An 18,317-nucleotide genomic window follows, 5' to 3' on the forward strand; every position below is an offset into this window, starting at 1 on the left:
CGGATATGCTTCTACGTAATATCGGTGTCCTCGTCGGAGTCGACGGCGGGGACACTCCTTTCCTTCGCGGGAAAGATATGAACCGCATAAACACAATCGAAAACGCATGGCTCCGCATCCGCGACGGACGTTTCTTATCGTTCGGCAAGATGGACGAATGCCCGGTGGCCGAACCTGATGAAGAGGTTGCGGATGCCGGCGGAGGCTATGTATTCCCGTCGTTCTGTGATTCGCACACTCACATTGTCTATGCCGGAAGCCGCGAACGCGAGTTTATCGACAAAATCAATGGACTAAGCTATGAGGAAATCGCCAGACGTGGCGGAGGAATCCTCAATTCAGCCGATCTTCTCCACGAAACATCGGAAGATGAGCTTTACAATCAGGCAATGACACGTGTACGCGAAATCATGGCAATGGGCACAGGATGTGTCGAAATCAAAAGCGGTTACGGACTCACAACCGCCGACGAACTTAAGATGCTCCGCGTGATAGCCCGCATCGCCGAAAGCACGCCGATGAAAGTCAAAGCTACGTTTCTCGGCGCTCATGCCGTAGGGCGTGCCTTTGCCGGACGACAGGACGAGTATGTGAGCTTAGTCTGCGATGAAATGATTCCGGCTGTGGCAGCCGAAGGTCTTGCCGAATTCGTAGATGTGTTCTGCGATGCCGGATTCTTTACCGTGGAGTATACCGACCGTATTCTCACCGCTGCGTCACGCTACGGGCTGCGCCCGAAAATCCATGCCAACGAACTTGCCATATCCGGAGGCGTTCAGATCGGAGTAAAACACGGCGCACTGTCCGTCGACCATCTCGAACGTATCGGCGAAGAGGAAATAGCGCTATTGAGTCAGAATCAGACAGTAGCCACAATGCTGCCGGGGGCTTCTTTTTTCCTCGGCATGCCTTACGGACCGGCTCGGAAAGTAATCGAGAGCGGAGCTATCCTCGCTCTGGCCTCCGACTACAATCCCGGTTCATCGCCCTCGGGCAACATGCGCATGGTCATGTCACTCGGATGTATAAAGATGAAACTTTCGCCATCACAGGCCATAAACGCCACCACTATCAACGGTGCGTATGCAATGGGCGAGAGCAGAGACTACGGTTCGATAGCCCCGGGAAAATAGCCAATTTCTATATCACCCGCCCTATGCCGTCAATCGACTTCTATCCCTACGCCTACGCTACTCCCGTAATAACCCACACCTATATTAAAGGTAAAGAAGTGAAGTTTTAAACGTCCACACAAATCCACAAATGGCAGAAATGACCTATTTGTCCGTTTTCATATTTCCTTACGGACCGAGAATATGTCATTTCTGCCATTTGTGGATTTGTGTGTCCTCCTTCTTTCAGTCGGCGGTCTCGTTTTCCTCAGGGATTTTGAAGATTGAGAAATTTACAGAACCATAGGCCCTGTGGTCAATGAAATGGGGAAGACTTGAAAAGTCATATTTCTTGGAGTGCTCTATAATGAATATGCTTCCCGGATGCAGCAGTCTTGATTCGAGCACCATCTGAGGAATGTCGCCGAAACCGTCGAGATCATAGGGCGGATCGGCAAACACGAAATCAAAGCTTGTGGAAGAATCCCGGATATAGCGCAACGCATCGGTTCGCAACAGATGCAGATTGCGGTCATTCAGCTCCTGTTTCACTTTCTCTATGAAACGCGCCTGAGTAGCCGATTTTTCAACAGAAGTCACCGAAGCCGCCCCACGCGAGAGCAGTTCGAAGCTTACAGCACCGGTCCCGGCAAAAAGGTCAAGACACTTCAGACCTTCGAGATCGACAAGATTTTCAATCACGTTAAATATATTCTCACGAGCAAAATCCGTTGTCGGACGTGCCGTTATATTGGTCGGGACGCTGAAACGACGGCGACCGTATTTTCCTCTGATTATTCGCATAGCGGTAAAGTTATGAGATCAAACGGGACAAGCATGGCTTCTTTGCCCGCCTTAAACATCTGTGGCGGAAATATGATCGGCATCACCCGCGCCACAAAATTGCGCAACATAGGCATTATTTCCTCACGGCAAGCCTGATCGCCGGCAAGAAAAAGTTCATCATTGTGTGCATCCAGCCCGAGCCGCTGACGGACGGCAAGAAGATAATATGCTGCATCATCCGGCTTGTCATAAGCGAAAGTATTGGCAAGCATAAGCCTTCTGCCGTCGATTACGATTACATCCACCGACCGTTCATGCAGATTCGCTATCATCCTCACCTTATTGCCATGACTGCCATTGAGGGTGGCATAACGGCACAACGATGCGATGTGACTCACAATTGACACTCGTTGGAACGTGCGGTTTATAAAACCTCTCAATTCCGGTTCTATAGCTGTGAGAGCTATGGCATTGTGTGTCGCAGTGTCATCAACAGCCATTTCAAGGCCGCTGCCGGGAAAAGCCGTCCCGAAAAGCAGACAGCGGTCTGATTCCGACTCGCACTCCGAAGGCACAATAAGATATTTATCAGTCTCGACCACACAATATACGCGACGGAAATCGCTCAATATAGCCGGATTGTCATAGATGACATTCTGGAGCGCGCCAATCCACGACGAAGAAGCCGTGTCGAGATTAAAACGTCGGTAGACCAATGAATTATCCTCAACAATCGAATATATCACCACATGCAGCGCATCTCGGCTGATACGCAGCAGCAGATTCCATAGTTCAGGGGTTTCAATCTTGTCGCTTAAAGCTTCGTGTGCCATTGGATAGTGGTTAGTGAGAAGCAAAATTAGTCAAAAAACTCAGATTCCGCAAAAAGGCGATGAAGTTTTTCAGACGGGCCGGGACATTGGATGGAAGGCAAAGCGCAGACACATGCAGAAAATCAATCCCATGCAAAGTTAACACCACGCATGGGATAGATAAGTTAATCCAAAACCATTTTGTCTATGCCACAAGATTAGGGACACCACCCCACTTATTCGGCACGTTCTGGCTCGGTTGCACTGTGAAATACAGATAAATCAACTGGCCGATCAACGGTATGACATTGATAAAAATCCACCATCCAGAACGTCCGGTATCATGCAGACGGCGCACAGACAGTCCGAGTCCCGGCAGCAGCATAGCCAAAGAGAACAAGCCGCTGACAAGATATTCCAAGGTCTCACTCCAGACAAAAACAGCTCCTATCACAAGTCCTGCAATAAAATTAAACAGAAAGAACCACCAGTATTCCGAACGGGACGCACGCCCTTCGAAATTGCAGTAATTGACGGTCAGCGCCTTTGTCACTGCCTCGCCGAATGAAAGTTGACGTTGATACATGAGATTGAGTTTAGAGGTTTGTACTTATAGTATTATTTTATTGTAACATTACCTATCATGAACAGCTATCTTCCGGGCCAGACCGGAAACAAATACCGTTGATAAGCAAATATACGAATTTTAATCGGATTCCAATCAATATACTTACATATAAAATCTAAAGAATGTTCAGCCGGGGGAGCAGGGCAACCGATTGTTTATTTCAATTGATTCCGGCCATCTTCTGACAATCATGCGCAATCTAAAATTTACCATCTCCGCAACTCTTTTTCCTTATTGCAGCTCAAAAATTCACGCTTTTTAGCTAACTTTGCACCCTTGAGTATTAATTGAAAACAAACATCGAAAATACACAGAAAAAAGTAAAATTATGGCAAATTGGTTTGAAACTAAAGTCCGCTATGACAAGACAATGGAAAACGGCGCTATCAAAAAAGTGACTGAAGCTTATATGGTTGACGCGCTTTCGTTTACCGAAGCAGAAGCCCGTATTTCAGAAGAAATATCACATTTTACGTCAGAGTTTTCGGTTTCAGCTGTGAAGCGTACCAAAATTGCCGAAATTTTCCGCGAAAGAACAGGCGACAAATGGTATCTCGTCAAAGTTGCATTCATCACTCTTGACGAAAAGACCGCTGTCGAGAAAAAATCAATCTCACAGATTCTCGTGGCTGCCGATTCATTCAAGGAGGCTTTCGACAACTTCATGGAAGGCATGAAGGGCACTATGGCCGATTTTGAAATCAATACAATCCAAGAGACTCTCATCATGGATGTCTATGACGCAAACCTCAGCGGAGAAAGCAAGGAAGCTTGATTTTTCCACATCCCAGCCCGTATAACAAATCATTTTTAATAATATATCCACCATAATGTCAGGCTCTGTCAGCAAAAATCTGCAACGACTGCGCGAATCTATTCCGACAGGAGTCGAACTCGTAGCCGTGTCGAAATTTCATCCGGCCGAGGCTTTGCAGGAAGCCTACAGAGCCGGACAACGTGTGTTTGGCGAAAGCCGCGCACTCGAACTTGAAGCCAAGGCCAAGGAACTCCCGGCTGATATCGAATGGCATTTCATAGGGCATCTTCAGACCAATAAGGTCCGCAAAGTCATTCCATGTGTCTCGATGATCCACAGCATCGATTCCGAACGTCTGCTGCGCGCCGTCGATACCGAGGCCATAAAGACCGACCGTCGTATAGGCGTGCTGCTACAGCTTCATGTCGCACAGGAGGAGACAAAATTTGGCTTTACTCCTGAAGAGCTGATTGATTTTGTCACGCCGGAACTATTGTCATCACTCGAAGGTGTTGAAATCCGCGGAGTGATGGGAATGGCATCGAATGTGGACGACGAGGAACGCATCCGCAAGGACTTCCATGAAATCCGCAACACATTCGACAGGCTGAAATCAGGCGTCATGTCCGAACACGAAAGTTTCGACACCATCAGCATGGGCATGAGCCATGACTGGACAATCGCTGTCGACGAAGGAAGCAACATGATCCGTGTCGGCACTTCGATTTTCGGCGAACGCGAATACTAAGCTCACCAATCTTCTCAATCTTTTATCCTTAACCTCCTTATTACTTTCTATAATTTGGTTTCTGTCAGAAAAATAGCAATCGCAACCGGAACTCGTGCCGACTGGGGATTACTCAGCGGGATTGCACGCAGCCTTGCTTCACGTAAAGACTGCCAAGTCGACATTCTCGCGACAAACATGCACCTTAGCGAACGCTATGGACATACTATTGACGAAATCAAAGCCGACGGATTCACAGACCCTGTCTGCGTAGGGATGCCGGATTCGACCGACACCCCCGCCGGGGCTGTAAGCGCAATGGCCGTATGTATGGACGGTATGTCCCGTGAACTCGAAAAACTAAGCCCGGACATTATCGTAATACTCGGCGACCGATTCGAGATGCTCGCCACTGCGACAGCTGCCCTCATGCTACGCATCCCGATAGTCCATATTGCTGGCGGCGAAATCTCGGAAGGCGCTATAGACGACAGCATCCGCCACGCCATCACCAAAATGTCGGCACTGCATCTTACAGCGACCGAACCTTACCGCAAGCGGGTAATCGCAATGGGCGAAGACCCTCGGTTGGTCATAAACACCGGGGCGATAGGAGTCTATAATATAATGCACGAGCAGCTAATGGGCCGAAAGCAGCTGGAAGAGTCCGTAGGCATCACACTGCCCGAAGGCTCAATGCTCGTGACATACCATCCGGCAACACTCGACGACGAAGATCCGGCAACACATTGCGACGCTCTTTTACAGGCGCTTGACCGTTTCCCGGATTCACACGTCATCATCACATATCCCAACAACGACTCGCGCGGCCGAATCATTATCGACAGGATCGAGGCTTATGCAAGGCTGCACCCCGAGCGCGTGAAGGTGATTCCATCGCTTGGCAAACTCCGCTACCTTTCGGCACTACGATGTGTCAGCGCAGTCGTAGGCAACTCATCGAGCGGCATTGTCGAAGTTCCCTCAATGGGAATACCGACAGTCGACATCGGCATGCGCCAGCGCGGACGCCTTTGCGGCGATAGTGTCATTCACTGTGGCGATTCTGCCGAGGAAATTACAGAAGCCATCAGATATGCCCTCAGTCCCGCCGGACAGAAACGTGCCCGCCAAGCTGAAAACCCGTACTTCCGGCCTGATACTCTCGACATAATGGTCAAAGCCATTGCCGAAACTCCACTCGACTCTCTGCGAAACAAGAAATTTTATGACATACCGCAATAACACTCTCTTCATCATTCCGGCTCGTGGAGGCAGCAAAGGAATACCACGCAAAAACATAAAGCCTTTGCGCGGTAAGCCTCTGATCCACTACTCCATCGAAGTGGCGCGCGCACTGTCGCCCGACAGTCACATCATAGTCTCGACCGATGACGATGAGATACGCAGTGTGGCCCAAGCGACAGGACTCCCGGTCGACTACCGCCGTCCACCAGAACTCGGAGGTGACAAGGTCGGTTCACGCGAAGTCATAATAGACGCTATGGACTGGGCAGACAAAAACGGAATAGCATACGACAAAGTGGTGTTGCTACAGCCGACATCCCCCCTGCGCACCGTCAATGATGTGGAAGGATGCCTCAAACTTTACACACCCGACACCGACATGGTGGTGACAGTCACCGAGGCAGCCTGCAACCCATATTATGACTGCTTTGAATGCTCCGCCGACGGTTTGCTGCACGTCTCCAAAGGCGACGGTCGCTTCACACGCCGTCAGGACGCACCAAAGGCATGGCAGTTCAACGGCGCAGTCTATGTCATAAATCCCGATTCAATCCGCCGGATGCCCCTCGGCCAATTCCCGCACAGGATTCCATACGAAATGCCACGCAGCAGATCGGTCGACCTTGACACTCCTCTCGACTGGCTTATAACCGAAAAAATCATGGAAGATGCAAATTGACAGACATATCATCACCGACGACGCGCCTCTCATCACCGCTATCAGCCGGCTCAACGACCTCTCTGGAGCTGTGATGACACTCATTGTGACCGACAGAGACGGGCGTATGGCTGGCACGCTTACCGACGGCGACGTGCGGCGCGCCTTGCTGCAAGGTGTCACCCTCGACGCACCTGTGGCTGATGCAATGTTCCGCAACTTCCGTTTCCTTCGTGAAGGAGAAGTCAATCCAGACACACTGCGAAAACTGCGCCGACACCGCCTGTCGCTTATCCCTGTGCTTGACTCTGACGGTAAACTATGCCGTCTTATCGACACCCGCGTGACAAAGACGGTGCTCCCGGTAAGCGCCATCCTAATGGCAGGAGGCAAAGGCGAACGCCTCCGCCCCCTGACACTCACGACACCAAAACCACTGCTGGAAATAGGCGGTAAAGCAATAATCGACTACAACATCGAGGCTCTCGCATCAGTCGGCATAGAGAATGTAAATGTCACTGTCAACTATCTTGCCGAACAGCTCGAAGAACATTTCTCTCAACCTGTAGCCGGAATCAACGTAAAGTGTGTCCGCGAAAATCGGCCTCTTGGAACTATCGGGGCTGCCTCGCTTGTCGACATACCCGCCGAAGGTGAGACAATCGTAATGAACTCCGACCTGCTGACCACAATCTCATTCGAAGACCTGTATCTCCATCACCGCAATGAGAAAGCCGACATAACAATCGCAGCTGTCCCCTACAATATATCCGTACCCTACGCGATTCTTGAGACAGACGGCCAACGCGTCACGGCTCTTGAGGAGAAACCGTCGTATGCCTACTACGCCAATGCCGGCATCTATATATTCTCCAACGATCTGCTCAGGTCATTAAGCAGCAACGAACGCACCGATGCGACAGACCTCATCGAACGTGCGCTCACCGAGGGACGGACCGTAAGCTATTTCCCGATAAACGGGACTTGGATCGACGTAGGTACCCCTGTTGACTTCGCTCATGCACGCGAACTGATGCGTCATCTTCAGCAGACCCTTGAAGCCTGATCCGGCAGGTCTCCGCCAATATTCCATCCCGGAAGCCCTAAAAATCTTTTCGCTCCTCAAATTTGTTTTACACCTATAAATATATAATCATCAAACACAATATAATAGTCCGCTCACATGGCTGATTCCAACTTCATAGACTATGTAAAAGTCCTCTGTCGCTCAGGCAAAGGCGGTGCCGGCTCAAGGCATTTCTATCGTGCGAAATATGTCCCCAAAGGAGGTCCTGACGGTGGCGACGGTGGCCGTGGCGGCCATATCATCCTCCGTGGCAACTCCCACATGTGGACATTGCTTCCGCTGCGCTATCGCCGCCACATCTTTGCCGGAAACGGTCAGAGTGGATCCGGCGGCCGTTCGTTTGGCAAAGACGGTGAAGATGTAATCGTCGATGTTCCATGCGGAACAGTTGTATTTGATGCGGAGACAGGTGAATTTCTCTGCGAAGTGACCTCAGACGGCGAGGAAGTGAAGCTCCTCCGCGGCGGACGCGGCGGACTAGGCAACTGGCATTTCAAAAGTGCGACCAACCGCACACCGCGCTATGCACAGCCAGGTGAACCTGCCATCGAGAAGTCAATCATCATGGAGCTGAAGCTACTCGCCGATGTCGGCCTTGTCGGATTTCCCAACGCCGGCAAATCGACACTGCTCTCATCAATCTCAGCCGCCCGGCCGAAAATCGCCGACTACCCGTTCACGACAATGGAACCTCAGCTCGGCATCGTCTCCTACCGCGACAACAGATCGTTTGTCATGGCCGACATTCCCGGCATCATCGAAGGCGCGAGCGAAGGCAAGGGGCTCGGACTCCGCTTCCTCCGTCACATCGAGCGCAACGCCGTGCTTCTGTTTATGGTTCCGGCCGATGCCGACGACATCAAGGCTCAATACGACATACTCGTCGGGGAGCTGGAGCAGTTCAATCCTCAGCTTGCCGACAAACCGCGTGTGCTCGCCATCTCCAAAAGCGACATGCTCGACGACGAGCTAATGCAGGAGATTGAAAAGACACTCCCCGAAGGTGTGCCGCATATCTTCATCTCAGCAGTCACCGGCATGGGACTTACAGAGCTTAAAGACATGCTTTGGGCTGAGATAACCGATGAGCGCAACCGTATCGAAGCCGCTCCGATCACCCACCGTCCGCTCGACGGACACCATCGTGTGCGTGAGGAAGACGAATTCATCTTTGAAAATGTCCCCTCAATGCCAGAGGATGATGAAGAATACCTCGACGATGAGGATTTCGAAGGCGAGGACTACGGGTATGAAATGCTCGACGAAGACGAATACGAAGGCTAAAAACAAGGTTTGCACTACCATATAATAATATATGGCCGACCATAACGAACTTGGCAAGTGGGGAGAAAGCGTAGCACGCGAATTTCTTCTGACGCAGGGCTACGCTATCAGCGGTGAGAATATCCGGATTGCAGGAAGCGAGATTGACTTCATCGCTATGAAGGACGACAATATCTGTTTTGTCGAGGTCAAGACCCGTGCGACCGACTTCACTGACCCGGCCGATGCCATTGACAAGCGTAAGCGCAGCCGGCTGACACGTGCGGCTGATGCCTATATGAATTCATACGACATACCGCTCGAACCCCGGTTTGACATCGTGCTCGTAATCGGTAATCCGTCGGATTTTACGGTCGAACATATCCCGGATGCCTTCTTACCGACATTAAACAACAGATAGGATTGTCTTTTCTACATAACATAATCAGCGGCCCTGACTTTCGCTATATTGAAAGTCAGGGCCGCTGATTATTTTTGGAATATTTCAAAACGGATTGATAGAATCACTTGAAGTTATAGGTAATAGAGCCTGTCTGTGAAGGAGGCGCATCCTCATCAACAGAGAATTGCGAGCGCAAGGCTGCCTGCACACAGCTTTGTCGGGCGGTCTGGCTTGCAGCAGCCGCACCTGTGCCTGACATGTAGCTTGCCGATGTCACCTTACCCTGACGGTTGACACTGACCCTGATTGTGATAGTGCCTAAAGGAGCGGCCGCAGGTCTATGCCAGTCCGCAAGTGTACGGCCTTTGAGATTAAAGCCGGGACTTCCGTTCACAGCACCGACCGAAGCGTTTCCGTCGGGACTTCCGGCATTTCCGGCCTTTGTCCCCGTGCCGGTCTGGCCGAATTTCACCTTTCCGGCTATGGCCTGACGGGTTTCCTGCTCACGCTTTGCCTTCTCGGCTGCTTCAATCTCAGCCTTTGTCGGGCCACTCTTCTCCGGGACAGGCTTCTTCTCTACCTTTGCCGGCGAAGGCTGCTCGCTGCTTATGACAGGAGCCGGCTTTGCTTCCTCACCGGAATTTTCAAGCGCTTCGACCTCCGGGGCGGGGACAGCCTCAGCCTCCGTTGCCGACGAAGCCGGCTCACCGGTATTGTCGGCAATCTCCGGGCGATCACCCACCATCACATATTCGCCACCGAACAGCACCTCCGAAGAATCCACGGGAGGCCACTTACGCTCCATATCCGAAGCCACAGGCTGAAGATAAAGCGTGATGAGCAGCACTGCCACGGCTACGTGAAAAGCCACGGTGACGAACAGGGCTATCAAACGGTGACGGCTGTCACTCTTGGTGTCTGACATGATTGCGTTATGAGTAATTGTTTTAGAGCGTATTTATTGGATGGTATCACTTGCGCGGACGCGCCGATGTCGGCGCAGGCTTGGTGGCGAGTACCATTTTCAGATTGTTCTGCGCACCGAGGTCAAGCACCTTCACAAGCGCGCCGTATGTCACCTCCTCGTCGGCATAGACGGCTATGTATTCCTCGCCCCCGTCGGGTTTGGCAGCCTGATTTCCGAGAAAGGCGAGGAGCGAATCCATGTCCATCTCCACAGGTTCGCTTTCATCGGCTGTAGCGTAGATCGCACCATGTTTGTCAATATAGACGCGCGTGGTCGGTTTCAATGCCGTCTGCTTGGAACTTTGGGGCAGATTGACCTCCAAGGCTGTCGGAAATACGAACGTAGAGGTCACCATGAAAAAAATCAGCAACAGGAAGATGACATCTGTCATCGATGCCATCGAAAATGTCGCCATCATGGTATTTTGTCGTTTAAGAGCCATAGTGATGCTGTTGGATATGGTTTGACAGTGAATCAGGCAGGCTCGTTGAGAAGATCCATGAATTCCATTGTCTTGGCTTCAAGGGCATTCATCACCTTGTTGATGCGCGCCACAAGATAGTTGTAGGCAAAAAGAGCGATGATGCCGACAATCAGACCGGCGACAGTGGTGACAAGCGCGGCATAGATACCGTCGGCAAGGACAGCGATATTCGCGCTCGACCCGGCGGAGGCAAGATTATAGAATGCCTGAACCATACCGATAACCGTGCCGAGAAAGCCTATCATAGGCGCACCGGCAGCAGTAGTGGCAAGCCACGGAAGCCCCTTTTCAAGAGTTGCAATCTCGATGTTGCCCGTGTTTTCGATTGTCACGAGCACATCGTTCATCGGACGGCCGATACGGCTTATGCCCTTGCCGATAAGACGCGCGTATGGTGTGTCAGTTTTCGCACACAGACGGCGGGCGCTCTCGATTTCGCCGTCATGGATATATTCACGTATGCGGTCCATGAACGAATTATCTTCCTTCTGGGCATGGCGCAGAGCCAGACAGCGTTCCACAAATATATATATGCAAACCAGCGACAGGATGGCAAGCGGAATCATAATCCACCCTCCGCGCATAGTTAGATCCCAGACCGACAGTTCCTGCACAGCTGCCTGTGTGACCGCCTCACCGTAGTTCATGGCGGCACCTGCCACCGTATCGACAAATTCCTGCTGAATCATAGCTTTTTCCTAACCTTAAACTCTTTAAAACTTTATAATTTAAATCTTAACCCTCGTCACACCAGACATTCCTTATACTCCCTGATGGTTTTCTCCAGCCCGAGATAGAGCGCGTCGCAGATGAGCGCATGGCCTATGGACACTTCGCTCAGGCGGGGAATGTTGCGATGGAAGTAAGCGAGATTGACCAGACTGAGGTCATGGCCGGCGTTCACACCGAGACCTGCGGAGAAAGCGGCGTGGGCGGCTTCTACAAACGGAGCTACCGCAGCTTCGGGATTCTCCGGATAGAGGTCGGCGTATGGTTTGGTGTAAAGCTCGATGCGGTCAGCGCCCGTTCGGGCTGCAAGCTGCACGTTCTCGATATCAGTACCCACAAAAATCGACGAGCGGATACCACCCTCGCGCAGACGGTCGACAATCGACGTAAGGAACTCCATGTGCTGTCCGACATTCCAGCCCGCACTTGATGTCAGAGCATCGGGCGCATCAGGGACAAGTGTCACCTGTTCAGGCTTAACCTGCATCACGAGTTCCATGAACTCGGGCGACGGATAACCCTCGATGTTAAACTCTGTCTTGACCAGCGGCCGCAGACGATATACATCGTCTCGACGGATGTGACGCTCGTCGGGACGCGGATGCACCGTAATGCCGTCCGCACCGAATGCCTCACAGTCGGCAGCCACTTTCAGAAGGTCAGGGACATTCTCTCCGCGCGCATTGCGCAAAGTGGCTATCTTGTTGATGTTTACGCTTAGATTTGTCATTTTTCCTTGCAGTGTAATCTTTTTGTCGGTCTGAGTGGTTCTTTTTATAAAGTATTATTAGTAAATTTGCATCTCATTTACCGACACACGGTTTTGTGCATGCAAAATTAGTCAGAAAAACCAAATTTAGAAATATTTGCTCCGAAAAGACGACATAACTGTTCAAAACGTCACAATTCCCGCCTCTCCGGCGAGCAGGCTTGAACGTCTCTTTCCTCCAGTCGAGGAAAGCAGCACCATTCTTCTTGCCTGTCCCCGTGGCGACTACAGTGCATCGCGCATCGCAAGGGCGGTCGAAGACTGCGACGCTCACCTGCTGAACCTCAACATTACTTCCGACGGAGAGAATTTCGACAACCGCATTATCGCGGAGCTGCGTGTCAGCCACCGCAACCCTGAATCGGTCGGACGATCGCTCGAACGTTACGGCTACGAAGTGGTCGATGCCGAAGGCGCTCCTCTCGCCGACGACTCCCTCATGCGCTCTCGCTACGACGAACTCATGCACTATCTTGGTATCTGAGACACCGCCTTGGCCTCCGGCTTTCAATCCGTGATCCACGGCACTAAAAATATTTTCCAATCAGCCTCCCGACCTTGATTTTATGAAAATAGCCATCTTCGGCAAGCGCCGTCAGACTCCTGGCGACATCCGGCATATCACAGCTCTTCTCGACCGTCTCGCAGCCCTCGACATCTTTGTCGCATAGACCGTCGCTTCTACGAAGCTCTGGTCAGGCAGACCGGTGTGCCGATTAACGCCGACGATGTGTTTGAAGACGACGATTTCAAAGCCGACTTCTGTTTCAGTTTCGGAGGCGACGGGACATTCCTGCGAACCGCGAGGCGTGTTGCATCAAAAGAAATACCTATCATCGGTTTTCAACACCGGCCACCTCGGCTTTCTGGCGGAGCAATCCGTGAGCGAAGCCAGCACTATGGTCGACCGTCTGATTTCAGGCGACTACACCGTCGAGTCGCGCTCGCTCCTCGAAGGCAAAGGCATCGGAAACAAAGTCAAGGCCGGAGTGTCGGCTGGGGATTCGCGCTCAACGAAATCGCAATCCTACGTCAGGACACCGCATCGATGATAACCGTCAACGCGCTACTTGACGGAATGCCGGTCGCATCATATCAGGGCGACGGACTAATCGTGTCGACCCCCACCGGCTCGACAGCCTACAACCTTTCGGTCGGAGGCCGATCGTGCAGCCGACAGCACCGTGCTGGGTGCTATCGCCTATCGCGCCCCACTCACTGACGATGCGCCCGCTTGTCGTAGCCGACAGCCATATAATCGACATCTCCGTGGAGTCGCGCACCGATACATACCGTGTGACGCTCGACGGCCGTTCGCTCATTCTGCCGATCGACGTTAAACTCCGGCTGCGGCGTGCGCCGTTCGTGACAAAGATTGTCCACAGCACCGACCACAACTTCATCGACACACTCCGCGCAAAACTTCTGTGGGGAATCTCGAAACGCGACGAATGAGCACTCTCCACATCAGTCACCCGTCGCTTGGACTCATACACGTCACCGAACGCCGTGGTTCACACCGCGTGTCGGCAAGATGGAAAGGCGGACAACTACACGTCAACATCCCCGCCGGACTTCCCGCCGACCGGATAGACGACGCCATAGAGCGGATGCGTGAAGACCTCGAACGCATCAGACCCCGACACCGCTATCACATCGGGACTAAAATTGAAATTCTCCCGGAGACTGGGACTACCCTGCGTTCATATTATGCATCGCTCCAGCCCTTCCCCAACACCGCGACATGACAGTCACAGGTCGCTCCGAAGGAGCTACGACCGTCTACACCTTATATATACCAACCGATGCCGACATATCCACACCATCTGTCCAGACCCGCATTGACAGCTGCATCAAAAACTTCGGACGCAGACTCGCCCCGACCTCCTTCTGCCACATGCGCGGAAAATAGCCGACAGCCTCGGCTAAGGGTCGACAGCTGGGAGATAGCCCACGGACGCACGGTGCTCGGCACATGCTATCCGCGTCAGAGACGCATCAGGCTTTCCTATCTCAACGTGTTCCTTCCACCCGAGCTGCGCGACTATATAATCCGTCATGAACTCGCCCATCTCACAGAGCCGGGACACACGGCGGCCTTCCACACTCTCTGCGACCGCTATTGCTCCGGTCGCGAAAGCCAACTGACCCACAGTCTGCGCAATTACCACTGGCCTGTCGACAGATAGGAAAAACGCATCCATTTTCTACACTTACACTTGAATTTTATCTATCTTCCCATATTTCCTATAAAAATATTTGAACGAATCAAAATAAAGTTTTATATTTGTCGCGGATTTCGCCATAAGCTCCTGCCTAAGGCTTTATCTACTTACCCTTTTCCACTGATAGCGGCTTAAAAACCGCCGGAATGTAGAGAGATTGAAATAAAGGAAATATTATCATCATCACTGTTTGTTCTGGATTAATCGGACAAACCCCGACGTAGAGATTAAAAAACAGACCGAACGGATTTTTCACGGCTCAAGGTACGCACTCATGGTTTGGCGCGACAGACCGGCACGGCTACGTTGCCGGACGCTTTAAACCGTAAGAATCGGCCTGACATTTCTTGCCTTAAACTGACCGCGACACATCCCGCTGTCCGCACGAATCATTTCCTTTTATTCCATCCCTGACACTCCTCCGACCTTACCGTCTGCTATCGGCAGAAAAAAATACCATCACACCACGTGACGGCCATAGCTGTCAGGAACGACAACCTATTACATTTTTTTGAGATTATCATATTTACAAATTTTATTTAAACAATTCGTGCATGAAGAACATTTGTTTTCAAATGACCCGGAAAGTATGGCTGGTGGCATTCATGGCCCTCTGTGCAGCTTTCCCCGCTTTCGCGCAAACGATTACAGTCAAAGGTACTGTAGTTGACAAAGAGGGCGAACCTCTGATTGGCGCAAGTGTAGTAGTCCGGGGCGAGACCCTCGGAACTGCCACCGACATCGACGGCAACTACACTATCTCCGCTCCATCCGACGGCACCCTCGTGGTGTCATACGTCGGCTATGAGACTCAGGAAATAGCCATCAACGGCCGTACCGAAATCGACGTCACAATGTCAGAAAACTCTGTGATGCTCGGCGAAGTCGTAGCGATCGGTTACGGTACAGTCAAGAAAAGCGATGCCACCGGTTCAGTGGCGACAATCAAGCCTTCGGAAATCGAAGCCGGCCTTGCCACATCGGCTCAGGATCTTCTCGTCGGTGCTTCTCCGGGTGTGGTCGTGACCACTTCAGGTAATCCATCGGAAGGCGGTAACATCCAGATCCGTGGTGGCGCTTCACTCGCCGCATCCAACGCTCCCCTTATCGTCATCGACGGAGTTCCCATGGACACTAAGGGTATCGTAGGTTCTTCAAACCCTCTCGCACTCGTATCGCCTGAAAACGTCGAATCGATGACCATCCTCAAGGATGCTTCGGCTACAGCTATCTACGGTAGCCGTGCGTCAAACGGTGTCATCATCATCACCACAAAAGCCGGTGCGAAGGGCAAACCTCAAGTCAACTTCACCATGAACGGATACATCAACACCACCCGCAAGTATCTCGACATGATGAGCGCAAGCCAGTTCCGCAACTTCATCACAGAAGAATACGGACTCGAATCGGCTCAGTACGGACAGATCCGCGACTATGACACCGACTGGCAGAAGGAACTCACACGCACGACATTCTCATCGGACTACAGCCTCAGCGTCGGCGGTACTGCCGGATGGCTTCCCTACCGCGTCGGCGTAACCTACACAGACAACAACGGTATCATCAACAATACCGACATGGATCGTCTGACCGCATCAATCAACCTGACTCCAAAGTTCTTCAACAATCTTCTCTCGGTCAACGCTAACGTCAAGGGTGCATACATCACCAATAATTATGGTGCAAACACACTCCGTGCATCCGCCGGCATGAACCCGACTCTTCCTGTAATCGACCCCAACGGCTCTCCGCTCTTCAGCAACTATACATCATACGTCAACGGCGGTATCCTCGCCGGTCCTGACGCCATCGGTGAAACCATCGACTCCACTACATCACCGCTCAACCCTATCGCTGAAAACCGCGCAGCAGTTTCAAAAGGTACAGCATATCAGTCGGTTGGCAATCTCCAGCTCGACCTCAAGATGCCATTCCTCACCGACCTGCGTGCAAACCTTAACCTCGGTTACGACTACCAGCACGGTGAAAACCACTCAAACGATTTCATCAACACTCCAAAGGCATGGAACAACGGCTATACAGTGCTTGAAAACGGCAACCGCATCAACATCAAGGACGGTGGTGTCAGCCGCAAATATGAATTCCAGACCCGTGTCAACCTCCTCCTTGATTTCTATCTCAACTACAACCACGCCTTCGAGAGCATCAACTCGACTCTTGACGTGACAGCAGGTTACTCATGGCAGAAATTCCACAACAAGAAACGCGACTACACCCGCGTGTATGAAGTTGTAAATCCTGAAAACGAGAAATACATCGGCAATCAGGCAGACCCGACAAACATCACTATCCAGCCTCATCAGCTTGTGTCGTTCTTCGGACGTGTAAACTTCACATTCCTTGACAAATATCTTGTGACTGCCACAGTGCGCCGCGACGGTACTTCACGCTTCTCCAAGGACAACCGCTGGGGTACTTTCCCCTCTGTGGCCCTCGGCTGGAAGCTTCTTGAAGAAAACTTCATGGAAAGCGCCCGCAGCTATATGAACGAACTCAAAATCCGCGCAGGCTACGGTGTGACCGGCCAGCAGGATCTCGGCGATGACTACTTCCCCTATCTTCCCGTCTACAACCAGTGGACAGGCGGTGGCGCAGTCTATCCATCAATCACCGGCCAGCCTACAGTCGGAACATATCCCTTCTATGCAACTGCCTACAATTCAAACATCAAGTGGGAGGAAACCCACACATGGAACGCAGGTGTTGACTTCGGATTCCTCAACAACAGAATCCTCGGTAGCCTTGATTTCTACAAGCGCAAAACCAAGGACCTCCTCACAAAGTCTCCCTATCCCGCAGGCTCAAACATCTCGAACGCCGGCAACATGAACCTCGGTGACCTTGAGAACACAGGTATCGAGTTCAACATAACCGCCCGTCCTATCGTCACCAACGATTTCCGCTGGACATCCGCATTCAACGTCGCATGGAACAAGAACAAGATTACCCGCCTTGCCGACGGTGCCGACACTGTTGTCGACGACTCAGGCATCTCGCTCGGTAACGGTAACAAGATCCAGAAACATCAGGTAGGCCAGTCAGCCTTCAGTTTCTATGTCTACGAACAGGTGTATGACGAAAACGGCAATCCCCTTGAAGGTGTCTACGTAGACCAGAACGGCGACGGTGAAATCACAGTCGACGACAAGATTATCTACCACAGCCGTGACCCGAAGGTGACAATGAACTGGAACAACACTTTCAACTACAAGAACTGGGACTTCGGTATCTCACTCCGCGCCAACCTCGGCAACTGGGTGTATAACGACACTCAGGCAAACAGCGCTGTGAAAGAAGTCAACAACTCACTGCCCCTCTCAAATCTCAACACCACCTCATTCCTCTTTAACAAGACTACCAACGAGCTCGCCTGCAGCAGCTACTTCGTACAGAACGCATCGTTCCTCCGCTGTGACAACATCACCGTGGGCTATACATGGGACAATCTTCTCAACAACCGTCTGCGCCTGCGCCTCTACGGTGCTTGTCAGAATCCGTTCGTGATCACCAAATACAAAGGTCTCGATCCTGAAATCTTCTCAGGTATTGACAACAACGTCTATCCCCACCCGCTGACCGTATCGTTTGGTATCGTGGCTTCATTCTAACAATTCATCCTCACCAAATCATAACGAAGAATC

At 51.6% G+C, this 18,317-nt stretch carries 19 protein-coding genes and 2 pseudogenes; 14 read left to right on the top strand and 7 right to left on the bottom strand.

The features are described 5' to 3' along the window. The first annotated feature begins 5 nt into the window (after positions 1–5). A pseudogene (gene hutI / locus E7747_RS02765) lies at positions 6–1,243 on the top strand (imidazolonepropionase). 115 nt (positions 1,244–1,358) lie between these two features. On the opposite strand, the gene E7747_RS02770 reads toward hutI, so the two are convergent. The 3 genes from E7747_RS02770 to E7747_RS02780 all read right to left on the bottom strand — a co-directional run bounded on the left by E7747_RS02770 (position 1,359) and on the right by E7747_RS02780 (position 3,296). Beyond that, positions 1,359–1,916, bottom strand: coding sequence for an RsmD family RNA methyltransferase (locus E7747_RS02770; RefSeq protein ID WP_123614138.1), 558 nt, complete (start codon positions 1,914–1,916; stop codon positions 1,359–1,361). Further along, positions 1,907–2,731 carry a DUF3822 family protein gene (locus tag E7747_RS02775; protein ID WP_136413957.1) on the bottom strand — a complete coding sequence of 275 codons (825 nt, stop codon included), beginning with the start codon at positions 2,729–2,731 and terminating at the stop codon, positions 1,907–1,909. Before E7747_RS02775 ends, E7747_RS02770 begins: the two co-directional genes overlap by 10 nt. Before the next feature lie 184 nt (positions 2,732–2,915). After that, positions 2,916–3,296, bottom strand: a complete 381-nt coding sequence (locus E7747_RS02780) for a DUF805 domain-containing protein (protein ID WP_123614136.1) — start codon at positions 3,294–3,296, stop codon at positions 2,916–2,918. A gap of 370 nt (positions 3,297–3,666) precedes the next feature. On the opposite strand from E7747_RS02780, the gene E7747_RS02785 reads away from it, so the two are divergent. The 7 genes from E7747_RS02785 to E7747_RS02815 all read left to right on the top strand — a co-directional run bounded on the left by E7747_RS02785 (position 3,667) and on the right by E7747_RS02815 (position 9,499). Continuing rightward, entirely contained in the window at positions 3,667–4,113 is a 447-nt protein-coding gene (locus E7747_RS02785; RefSeq protein WP_123614135.1) for a DUF4494 domain-containing protein, read from the top strand. A gap of 55 nt (positions 4,114–4,168) precedes the next feature. Continuing rightward, positions 4,169–4,843, top strand: coding sequence for a YggS family pyridoxal phosphate-dependent enzyme (locus tag E7747_RS02790; protein ID WP_136413959.1), 675 nt, complete (start codon positions 4,169–4,171; stop codon positions 4,841–4,843). 54 nt (positions 4,844–4,897) lie between these two features. Then, a complete protein-coding gene (neuC, locus tag E7747_RS02795; protein WP_168185198.1) occupies positions 4,898–6,067 on the top strand; it encodes a UDP-N-acetylglucosamine 2-epimerase in 1,170 nt (389 codons plus the stop codon). Next, positions 6,051–6,749, top strand: coding sequence for an acylneuraminate cytidylyltransferase family protein (locus E7747_RS02800; protein ID WP_123614132.1), 699 nt, complete (start codon positions 6,051–6,053; stop codon positions 6,747–6,749). Before neuC ends, E7747_RS02800 begins: the two co-directional genes overlap by 17 nt. After that, a complete protein-coding gene (locus E7747_RS02805; RefSeq protein WP_123614131.1) occupies positions 6,739–7,794 on the top strand; it encodes a sugar phosphate nucleotidyltransferase in 1,056 nt (351 codons plus the stop codon). The genes E7747_RS02800 and E7747_RS02805 overlap by 11 nt, the downstream gene beginning before the upstream one ends. Before the next feature lie 117 nt (positions 7,795–7,911). Continuing rightward, entirely contained in the window at positions 7,912–9,099 is a 1,188-nt protein-coding gene (gene obgE, locus E7747_RS02810) for a GTPase ObgE (protein WP_136413963.1), read from the top strand. 31 nt (positions 9,100–9,130) lie between these two features. Next, positions 9,131–9,499, top strand: coding sequence for a YraN family protein (locus tag E7747_RS02815; RefSeq protein ID WP_136413965.1), 369 nt, complete (start codon positions 9,131–9,133; stop codon positions 9,497–9,499). A 103-nt stretch (positions 9,500–9,602) separates the two neighbouring features. On the opposite strand, the gene E7747_RS02820 is transcribed toward E7747_RS02815, so the two are convergent. From E7747_RS02820 to E7747_RS02835, 4 genes are all read right to left on the bottom strand, one after another. Then, on the bottom strand, positions 9,603–10,406 hold the full coding sequence (locus E7747_RS02820) for an energy transducer TonB (protein ID WP_136413967.1): 804 nt from the start codon (positions 10,404–10,406) through the stop codon (positions 9,603–9,605). 46 nt (positions 10,407–10,452) lie between these two features. Further along, a complete protein-coding gene (locus E7747_RS02825) occupies positions 10,453–10,890 on the bottom strand; it encodes an ExbD/TolR family protein (protein ID WP_123614127.1) in 438 nt (145 codons plus the stop codon). Between the two features lie 32 nt (positions 10,891–10,922). Next, on the bottom strand, positions 10,923–11,579 hold the full coding sequence (locus E7747_RS02830) for a MotA/TolQ/ExbB proton channel family protein (RefSeq protein WP_228449301.1): 657 nt from the start codon (positions 11,577–11,579) through the stop codon (positions 10,923–10,925). Positions 11,580–11,677: 98 nt separating this feature from the next. After that, complete coding sequence (locus E7747_RS02835) at positions 11,678–12,391, bottom strand: pyridoxine 5'-phosphate synthase (protein ID WP_136413969.1); 714 nt, start codon at positions 12,389–12,391, stop codon at positions 11,678–11,680. Between the two features lie 136 nt (positions 12,392–12,527). On the opposite strand from E7747_RS02835, the gene E7747_RS02840 reads away from it, so the two are divergent. The 6 genes and pseudogenes from E7747_RS02840 to E7747_RS02865 all read left to right on the top strand — a co-directional run bounded on the left by E7747_RS02840 (position 12,528) and on the right by E7747_RS02865 (position 18,284). Further along, positions 12,528–12,914: a hypothetical protein gene (locus E7747_RS02840; RefSeq protein WP_123614124.1), complete on the top strand. Its 387-nt coding sequence runs from the start codon at positions 12,528–12,530 to the stop codon at positions 12,912–12,914. 246 nt (positions 12,915–13,160) lie between these two features. After that, a pseudogene (locus E7747_RS17435) lies at positions 13,161–13,885 on the top strand (NAD(+)/NADH kinase). Then, positions 13,882–14,178 (top strand): hypothetical protein, encoded by a 297-nt coding sequence (locus E7747_RS02855; RefSeq protein WP_136413973.1) that lies wholly within the window; start codon positions 13,882–13,884, stop codon positions 14,176–14,178. Before E7747_RS17435 ends, E7747_RS02855 begins: the two are co-directional and overlap by 4 nt. Then, complete coding sequence (locus tag E7747_RS16455) at positions 14,175–14,342, top strand: hypothetical protein (protein ID WP_168185201.1); 168 nt, start codon at positions 14,175–14,177, stop codon at positions 14,340–14,342. The genes E7747_RS02855 and E7747_RS16455 overlap by 4 nt, the downstream gene beginning before the upstream one ends. Beyond that, entirely contained in the window at positions 14,272–14,619 is a 348-nt protein-coding gene (locus E7747_RS02860) for a M48 metallopeptidase family protein (RefSeq protein WP_168185202.1), read from the top strand. The genes E7747_RS16455 and E7747_RS02860 overlap by 71 nt, the downstream gene beginning before the upstream one ends. 611 nt (positions 14,620–15,230) lie before the next feature. Further along, positions 15,231–18,284 (top strand): SusC/RagA family TonB-linked outer membrane protein, encoded by a 3,054-nt coding sequence (locus tag E7747_RS02865; protein WP_228449233.1) that lies wholly within the window; start codon positions 15,231–15,233, stop codon positions 18,282–18,284. Positions 18,285–18,317: the final 33 nt, after the last annotated feature.

It is taken from the genome of Duncaniella dubosii (assembly GCF_004803915.1).
GTDB classification, from domain to species: domain Bacteria; phylum Bacteroidota; class Bacteroidia; order Bacteroidales; family Muribaculaceae; genus Duncaniella; species Duncaniella dubosii.